At 75.4% G+C, this 7718-nt stretch carries 6 protein-coding genes and 2 pseudogenes; all 8 read left to right on the top strand.

Annotated features, from left to right (window positions below; genetic code table 11):
- A pseudogene (locus ACFWA9_RS37040) lies at positions 1-455 on the top strand (hypothetical protein); the annotation flags it as partial.
- A complete protein-coding gene (locus ACFWA9_RS37035; protein WP_352298425.1) occupies positions 452-1390 on the top strand; it encodes a class I SAM-dependent methyltransferase in 939 nt (312 codons plus the stop codon). The pseudogene ACFWA9_RS37040 and the gene ACFWA9_RS37035, both read left to right, overlap by 4 nt.
- Positions 1387-3936, top strand: coding sequence for an MMPL family transporter (locus ACFWA9_RS37030; RefSeq protein ID WP_380393593.1), 2550 nt, complete (start codon positions 1387-1389; stop codon positions 3934-3936). The genes ACFWA9_RS37035 and ACFWA9_RS37030 overlap by 4 nt, the downstream gene beginning before the upstream one ends.
- Positions 3933-4682 (top strand): CPBP family intramembrane glutamic endopeptidase, encoded by a 750-nt coding sequence (locus ACFWA9_RS37025; protein ID WP_352298419.1) that lies wholly within the window; start codon positions 3933-3935, stop codon positions 4680-4682. Before ACFWA9_RS37030 ends, ACFWA9_RS37025 begins: the two co-directional genes overlap by 4 nt.
- 120 nt (positions 4683-4802) lie before the next feature.
- A complete protein-coding gene (locus ACFWA9_RS37020; RefSeq protein WP_352298416.1) occupies positions 4803-5756 on the top strand; it encodes a PfkB family carbohydrate kinase in 954 nt (317 codons plus the stop codon).
- An 86-nt stretch (positions 5757-5842) separates the two neighbouring features.
- Positions 5843-6310, top strand: a complete 468-nt coding sequence (locus ACFWA9_RS37015) for a VOC family protein (protein ID WP_352298414.1) — start codon at positions 5843-5845, stop codon at positions 6308-6310.
- 31 nt (positions 6311-6341) lie between these two features.
- The gene (locus ACFWA9_RS37010) at positions 6342-7265 is read left to right on the top strand and encodes a pyridoxamine 5'-phosphate oxidase family protein (protein ID WP_380393588.1); all 924 of its coding nucleotides are present in this window, start codon (positions 6342-6344) and stop codon (positions 7263-7265) included.
- A gap of 252 nt (positions 7266-7517) precedes the next feature.
- A pseudogene (locus tag ACFWA9_RS37005) lies at positions 7518-7718 on the top strand (hypothetical protein); the annotation flags it as partial.

Raw genomic sequence — 7718 nt, 5'->3', positions numbered from 1 at the left:
GCGGCGGCGCGCCCGACTGGCCCTGGTGCGCCGCCGCCGCGATCGGCGCCGCGCTCACCCTGACGGCCGCCCTGCCGCGGCGCCGGACCGCGGCCGCCCTGCTGCCGGGCCCGCCCCACCGGGCCCCGGCGGCCGGGCTGCTGCTGCTCGGCGCCGCCCTGCCCGCCTCGGCCACCACCGCGAGCCCCGTCCTCGCGGCCGTGGTCACCGCCGTCGCCGCACTGACCGCCGCGGTGGCGCTCGGCCCGGACCGCCCCGCCGCCGGCCGGGCGCCCGTGGTGGCCCCGGCGGTGTTCGCCCTGGTCGCGGGCGTCGCCGCTGGGGCCACCGCCCCCTCGGTGTCCGCCGGCGTCCTCGGCACCCTGGCCGGCCTGGCCGGCCTCCTGCTCCTCGCCTGCGCGGCACCGGCCTCGCAGCCCTCGGAATCCGACCACATCAGAAGGAGCCAGCCATGAGTCGCCTCGGACTCGCCGCGCGTGCCCTGCGCCTCACCCTGAGCCGCACCCACGCCGACACCACGCCCGACTACGACGCCGCGAGTTCCAGCTACGACAGCTACTTCAGCCCGGTGATGGGGGTGCACTCGCTCGCCGCGCTGAACGAGGTGGAGATCCGCCCGGGCGACGACGTCCTCGAACTCGCCTGTGGCACCGGACACCTGACCCACGAGATCGTCCGCCGGCTGGAGGGCCGCGGCTCGGTGCACGCGGTGGACAAGTCCCCCGGCATGCTGGCCGTGGCGCAGGCCAAGATCCTCCCCGACACCCTGCGCGCGCCGGAGCTCGACGTCTCCCTCCAGGAGGGCGACATGGAGGAGTTCCTGCGCCCCCGCCCGACCGCCTCGGCGGACCTCGTCGTGGTCGGCTGGGCGATCTGCTACAGCAAGCCGGTCAAGCTGCTGGAGCAGATCAGGAGAGTCCTGCGGCCCGGCGGCCGGGTGGTGGTGATCGAGACCCGCGGCGACGCGCTCAAGACCCTGATCACCCAGCTGGAGAAGGTCTTCGCCGCGGACCCGTCGCTGCTCACCGGTCTGGTCCGGGTGAACCTGCCGAAGGACGCCGCCACGGTGGCCCGCTGGTTCACCAAGGCCGGCCTGACCGTCGACGTCCAGCGCGACGGCCACCAGGTGCTGCCCGCCGACACCCCGGAGGCGGCCCTGGAGTGGGTCCAGCGCTCCGGCGCGGCGGCCGGCTTCAAGGACGCCGTCGACCACCGCCGCGAGGACCACGCGCTGGAGCTGATCCGCGCCGGCCTGGCCGAACACGTGGCCAGGAACGGCACGCTGGAGCTGCGGCACACCTTCGCGGTGGTCACCGGCACCAGCCCCAGCACCCCCTCGGCCGGCACCGGCCCGGGCGGGCGCCACCGCGAGGGAGTCGGCACCGCATGACCACGACCGTCACCCCCGCACCACCGGAGACCACCCACGGCGCGGTGCAACGCCGCCTGCTGCGCCTCGCCGGGGTGCTCACCGCCCGCCCGAAGACCGTGCTCGCCCTCTGGGCCGTGGTCATCGCGGTCTGCTTCCCGTTCGCCTCGCAGCTGAACGACGTCCTGACCAAACAGGGCGCCTCCAAGGTCGTCCCGGGCACCAGCAGTGCCCGGGCCGACCAGCTCGTCGAGCAGTCCTTCCCCGACCGCTCGCAGCGCGAGTCGATCGTCGCGATCGGCGCCCCGGACGTCCGGGGCGAGCAACTGCGCAGGCTGCTGGCCGAGCTGGACGGCCGGATCACCGGGAAGGAGCGCACCGGCGAGGTCCGGCAGTCCGTCTCGGCGTACACCCTCTACCGGGACTCCACCACCGAGTACCTGCGCCAACTGCGCACCCAGGTGGACCGCGACCTCACCGCCGCCGGGGCCGGCACCTCCCCGGAGGCCCGCCGGCAGGCGGTGGACGCGGCGGTGGCGGCCGGCCAGGTCCCGGCCGGCCTCGCCGACCTGGCGCAGCGGGGGGCGGCCGCCGACGACGCGGCGCTGCCCGGTCTCGCCGCGGGCTTCGCGGCCGCCACCGACTGGCGCTCCTTCCCGGTGCCGGTGCCCGCCGACGCCGTGAACCGCCTGCTCGCCGAGGACGGCCGGGCCGCCCTGGTGACGGTCAGCTTCGCCAAGCAGGCCGGGCACGATCCGGACGTGGACTGGCTGCGCTCGGCCATCGACGGCTCGCTGCGCGCCGTCGGCGCCGGCCCGGACGTCGACGCCCACGTGACCGGCGAGCTCGCCCTGATCAAGGACACCTACAAGAAGGCCGAGGACGACAACGCCCTGATGGAGACGGTCGCCTACGCGATCATCTTCGTGGTGCTTCTGCTGTTCTTCCGCGCCGTGGTGCCCGCCGTGCTGACCGTGGCCGCGATCGGGCTGGCCATGACGGTCAGCCAGGCGGCGCTGTTCGCGCTCGGCCACGGCGTGACGCTCACCCAGTTCACCATCACGATCATGAACTTCGTGATGCTGGGCGCGGGCGTCGACTACAGCATGCTGCTCTCCTCGCGCTACCGGCAGGAACGGCTGGCCGGCCGCCCGCCGAAGGAGGCGGCGGTGCACGCCACCGCGCACGCGGGCGAGTCCATGCTGCTCGCGGCGGTGGCCGTGGTCCTCGCCTTCGGGGCCACCCTGCTCTCCCCGGTGGACTGGATCCCGCCGCTCGGCTACGGCGGGCTGATCGGCATCCCGATCGTGCTGCTCGCCGCGCTCACCCTGACGCCGGCCCTGCTGGTGCTGCTCGGCGACCGGTTCTTCGCGCTCGGCTGGCGCCCGCTGAGCGATCTGGAGCACGAGAGCGCCCTGGGCCGGCACCTGGCCAGGGCCGCCGACCTGGCGCGTCGCCGCAAGGTGGCGATCGTGCTGGTGTTCGCCGTGATCACGGTGCCGTTCGCGGTGATCACCGCCCAGCACCGCTCGACCGCCGACCCGGTGGCGCTCAGCCCGGCCACCGACTCCAGGGCCGGCTTCGAGCTGGTCGCCGAGAAGTGGGGCGACGCGGCCGTGCTGCCCACTCTGGTGGTCACCCGGCCGGCCGCCGGCGTGGTCGACCCGGCCACCCACCGGCTCACCGCGAGCGGCCTCGGCTCGGTGACGGCGCTCACCGACCGGCTGGCCGCCGACCCCGGCGTCGCCCGGGTCTCCGCCGTGACCAGGCCGTTCGGCAGCCCGCTGCCGGCCGACCAGGTCGACGCGCTGACCGCGGACGTACGGCGGGACTACCTGGCCGACGACGGCGCGCTGCGGATCGTGGTCGAGCTCGCCGACCCGCCCTACTCCGAGGCCGCGGTCGCCACCGTGGACCGGATCCAGGACGTCACCGAGGGCGCGAAGGACGTCGGGGCGCTCCAGGTCGGCGGCGCCACCCAGGTCGACCGCCAGTACGGCAACGCGCTCAACTCCAGCTTCTGGCAGATGATCGGGCTGGTCTCGGTCGGCGTGTTCGTGATGCTGGTGGTGGCCCTGCGCTCGCTGCTGATCCCGGTCCGGCTGATCCTCACGATCATGATGAGCAACGTCTGGGCGATCGGCATCACCGTGCTGATCTTCCACTTCTGGCTCGACCGGGCGATCATCGACGACCTGCCGATCTTCCTCACCGTCCTGATGATGGGGCTCGGCATGGACTACGAGATCTTCCTGGTCACCCGGGTCCGCGACCTGGTGCGCGGCGGGGCCGACCAGGAGAGCGCCACCATCGGCGCGGTGGTCGACACCGGCCGGGTGATCAACGCGGCGGGCCTGGTGATGGCCGGCAGCCTCGGCACGATGGTGCTCTCCTCCACGGTGATGCTCCAGGAGTACGGCGCCGGCCTCGGCCTGGCCGTCCTGCTGGACGCCACCCTGATCCGGATGCTCTTCGTCCCGGCCACGCTGCTGCTGTTCCGCCGCTACAACTGGTGGCTCCCCTCGCTGCGCCGCGCCCCCGCGGTGGCGGAGGTGGGCCCGCGATGACCGCGAACCGTCCGGTGGCGGCGCCCGCGCCCCCCGAGCCCGCCGCCACCGGACGGGCTCGCACCCTGCACCGCCTGCGCGACCGCCACCGCGCCACGCCCGTCGCCTCGGCCGCGCTGCTGTTCGCGGTGCTGGCCTCGGTCCGGATCGCCGGAGCGTTCGCGATCCCGCTGATGGTCCTGTCGGTGGGCCTGAGCGCGCTGGTCCTGACCGTGCTGGACCGGCCGGACCGCGCCGCCGCCGGGCTGCGCCGCTTCCGGTTCGGGCCCGCGGCGGCCGGCACCGCCCTGGTGGTGCTCGCCTACGCCGACACCGTCTTCGCCACCCGCGCCGCCTTCGGGCGGGGCGGGGGCAACTGGACGTCGCTGATCCCGGAGCTGTTCCGGCAGCTGGCACCGGGCGCCCCCGTGGTCGCGGGCCTGGCCATGGTGGTCTGCATGGGCGTCCTGGTGCCGCTGGTCGAGGAGGTCTGCTACCGGGGCGTGCTGTACCACGCGGTGGAGCGCGGCCGGGGCCCGGTGGCGGCGATCGCCGCCACCTCGGCCGCCTGGGCGCTGGTCCACCTCGGCGACTACGGCCTCAACCCGTTCGACACCCGGGTGATCACCGGGGTCCTGCCGTCCGTCTTCACCATGGGCCTCGCACTCGGCGTCTGCCGCGCCTGGACGGGCTCGGCGCTGGCCAGCGCCGTCGCCCAGGGCACCGCCAACCTGCTGCTCCTCGGCTGGGTCCTCTGGGCCCTCTAGGGCTTGCCCGACGCGCCGCCGGACCGGCCCGTCCCGCCGCCGTCGCCCACCCCCCTCCGCTCCGCTCCGGCCGCTCCGGCCACGTCACTCCGGACCCTCCACGGTGAGGCAGGTATCCCCATGAGAATCGCGGTCACCGGTCCGATCGTCATCGACAACCTGATGACCTTCCCCGGCCGTTTCACCCACCAGTTGCTGCCCGCCCAGCTCAAGCACCTGTCGCTCTCCTTCCTGGTCGACGACCTGGAGGTGCGCTACGGCGGCGTGGCCGCCAACGTCGCCTACGGGCTCGGCCGCCTCGGCCGCCGGCCGCTGCTGCTGGGCGCGGCCGGCCGGGACTTCGGGGACTACCGGGACCGGCTGACCGAGGCCGGGGTGGACACCTCCCTGGTCCGGGTCTCGACCGAGCTGGCCACCGCCCGCTACACCAGCACCACCGACGCCGACCGCAACCGGATCACCTCCTTCCACCCCGGGGCGCTGGCCGAGGACGTCAGCCCGGGCCCGCCGGGCTGGACGGAGGGCGTCGGGCTGGTCTTCCTCGGCCCCGCCGCGGCGGAGGTGATGGCCGCCCGCGCCGCCGAGTGCCGGCGCCTCGGCCTGCCGTACCTGGTGGACGTGGCCGGCCGGACGGAGGAACTGGGCACGGCCGGCGCCGAGGCCGTGCTGACCGGGGCGGACTGCCTGGTCACCAACCGGCGCGAGCGCGGCCTGCTGCTGGAGCACACCGGCTGGACCGCCGAGGAGGTGCTGCGGCGGGTCGGCAGCTGGGTCACCACCCTCGGCCCGGAGGGCGTCTGGATCGACTACCCGGACGAGCCCTCGCTGGCCGTCCCGGCCGCCCCGATCTCCCGGCTGCCGGACGGCGCCGGCGCGGGCGGCGCGTTCCGGGCGGGCTTCCTGGCGGGCCGCGCCGACGGCCTGCCGGACGACGCCTCGGCCCGGATCGGCTGCGTGCTGGCGGCGTACGCGCTGGAGTCGGCCGGCAGCCAGGACTACCTGTTCACCGCCGAGGCCTTCCAGGACCGGCTCGCCGAGACCTACCTAACCGCTACCGAGGCTAGTACTGGTTGACGGGACATCAGGATAACCACTACCGTCCCTTGTACAGGTTAGGGAGCGGGCGCCTCCGGGCGCCCCGGCCACGGGAGTGATCAGCCATGTCCAGCACCGCCACCAGCACCCTGCAGACCGGCCACATCGGCCTGAACGTCACCGACCTCGACCGCTCGACCGCGTTCTACCGCAGCGTCCTCGGCCTGGAGCTGGTGAAGGAGGGCACCGACCCCGAGCGCCGCTTCGCCTTCCTCGGCCGCGACGGCCGGCTGGTGATCACCCTCTGGCAGCAGAGCGCGGGCACCTTCGCCACCGCGGCGCCCGGCCTGCACCACCTCTCCTTCCAGGTCGACAGCCTCGACGAGGTCCGCGCGGCCGAGCGGCTGCTGCGCGAGCTGGGCGCCGGGTTCGCCCACGACGGCGTCGTCCCGCACAGCGAGGGCGCGGCCTCCGGCGGGATCTTCTTCACCGACCCGGACGGCATCCGGCTGGAGATCTTCACCCCGCAGGGCGTGGACGCGACGGGCGCCACCGCGCCCACCGGCGCGGCCCCCACCTGCGGGTTCTTCTAGGCCCGCCCGACCGGATCGGGAGGCAGCCGCCATGACGGACAGCAGCAGCACGCCGTACCACCCGGGCGAGCGCGCGGTGCAGGCCCGGGCCGGCCGCACCGAGCGGGCCGACCACTCGGGCCGCTCGATCGGCCGCACCATCCCGGCCGTGGCCGCCCGCTTCCTGGCGGAGCGGCGGGTGCTCGTGGTCGGCGCCGCCGACGCCGCCGGCCGGCTCTGGGCGACCCAGCTCACCGGCGGCCCCGGCTTCCTGCGCGCGCCCGACGAGCGGACCCTCACGGTGGCGGCCCGGCCCGCCGCCGAGGACCCGCTGGCCGCCGTCCTGGCCGACCCCGCCGAGGTCGGCACCATCGCCCTGGACCCGGCCGGCCGGCGGCGGATGCGGCTCAACGGCCGCTCCGCGCCGGACGGCCGCGGCGGCCTGGTGATCACCGCCGACCAGGTCTACGCCAACTGCCCCAAGTACATCCAGCGCCGCAGCCCGCTGGAGCAGCCGGCGGCCGGCGTCCCGCACGTGGTGGCCGCCGGCGCGGTGCTCTCCACCGCCCAGCGGCTGGCCGCGGCCACCGCCGACACCTTCTTCATCGCCACCGCCGGTCCGGACGGCCGGGTGGACGCCTCGCACCGGGGCGGCAACCCCGGCTTCCTGCGCGCCGTCGGCCCGGACCGGCTGCGCTGGCCCGAGTACGCCGGCAACAGCATGTTCATGACGCTGGGCAACCTGGAACTCGACCCGCGCGCCGGACTGCTGCTGCCCGACTTCGAGACCGGCGGGGCGCTGCTGATCACCGGCGAGGCCCGGACCGACTGGTCCGACGCGGCGGCGGCCGGCCTGCCGGGGGCCGAGCGGGTGGTCGACCTCACCGTCACCGGCGTCGTCGAGCTGGCCGACGCCACCCCGCTGACCTGGACCGGCCCCGAGTACTCCCCGGCCAACCCGCCCGCCGCCGCCTGACCGCCGCCGGGCGGCCCGCACCCGTCCGGCCGCCACCGCCGGGAGCTGACCGTCCGTCGGAGCGGCCGCCGTCCCACCGCCCGCCGTCCCACCGCGCCACGCCCGGAGCGCCGACCCTCCGTCACCCGGGCGGCGCACCCTGCCGCGCCGAGCACCCGTCCGGTTTGGGAGTTTGGTCGGACAGCACGCGATACCGGCCTGGGCACGTCCCTCCTGTCGTGCCATCAGGACTGACCGGGAAAGAGGCGGAGAATGACCCCCACCGAGCAATCGACCCCGTTGCTGGAATTCGACGAGGTCGAACCGGACGAGGACTGCATATGCGGGGGCTGCCGGGCCCGCCGCCGGGCCCGGCGGCACGCCGCGCCGGTGCACGAGGGCGGGCACGCCGCGGCCCGGAGCGTCCGCCGCCGCGCCGCCGTCCTGGTGGCCGCGGTCGGCACCGCCCTGGGC

Source organism: Kitasatospora sp. NPDC059973, from assembly GCF_042737525.1.
Lineage (GTDB): Bacteria > Actinomycetota > Actinomycetes > Streptomycetales > Streptomycetaceae > Kitasatospora.
Note: the sequence above shows the minus strand (reverse complement) of the source record. Positions and strands in the feature narration are given on the sequence as shown.

Coding starts and splice junctions, on each gene's coding strand:
- ACFWA9_RS37020 (WP_352298416.1), top strand. CDS start 4,803: ATGAGAATCGCGGTCACCGGTCCGATCGTCATCGACAACCTGATGACC.
- ACFWA9_RS37015 (WP_352298414.1), top strand. CDS start 5,843: ATGTCCAGCACCGCCACCAGCACCCTGCAGACCGGCCACATCGGCCTG.
- ACFWA9_RS37035 (WP_352298425.1), top strand. CDS start 452: ATGAGTCGCCTCGGACTCGCCGCGCGTGCCCTGCGCCTCACCCTGAGC.
- ACFWA9_RS37030 (WP_380393593.1), top strand. CDS start 1,387: ATGACCACGACCGTCACCCCCGCACCACCGGAGACCACCCACGGCGCG.
- ACFWA9_RS37025 (WP_352298419.1), top strand. CDS start 3,933: ATGACCGCGAACCGTCCGGTGGCGGCGCCCGCGCCCCCCGAGCCCGCC.
- ACFWA9_RS37010 (WP_380393588.1), top strand. CDS start 6,342: ATGACGGACAGCAGCAGCACGCCGTACCACCCGGGCGAGCGCGCGGTG.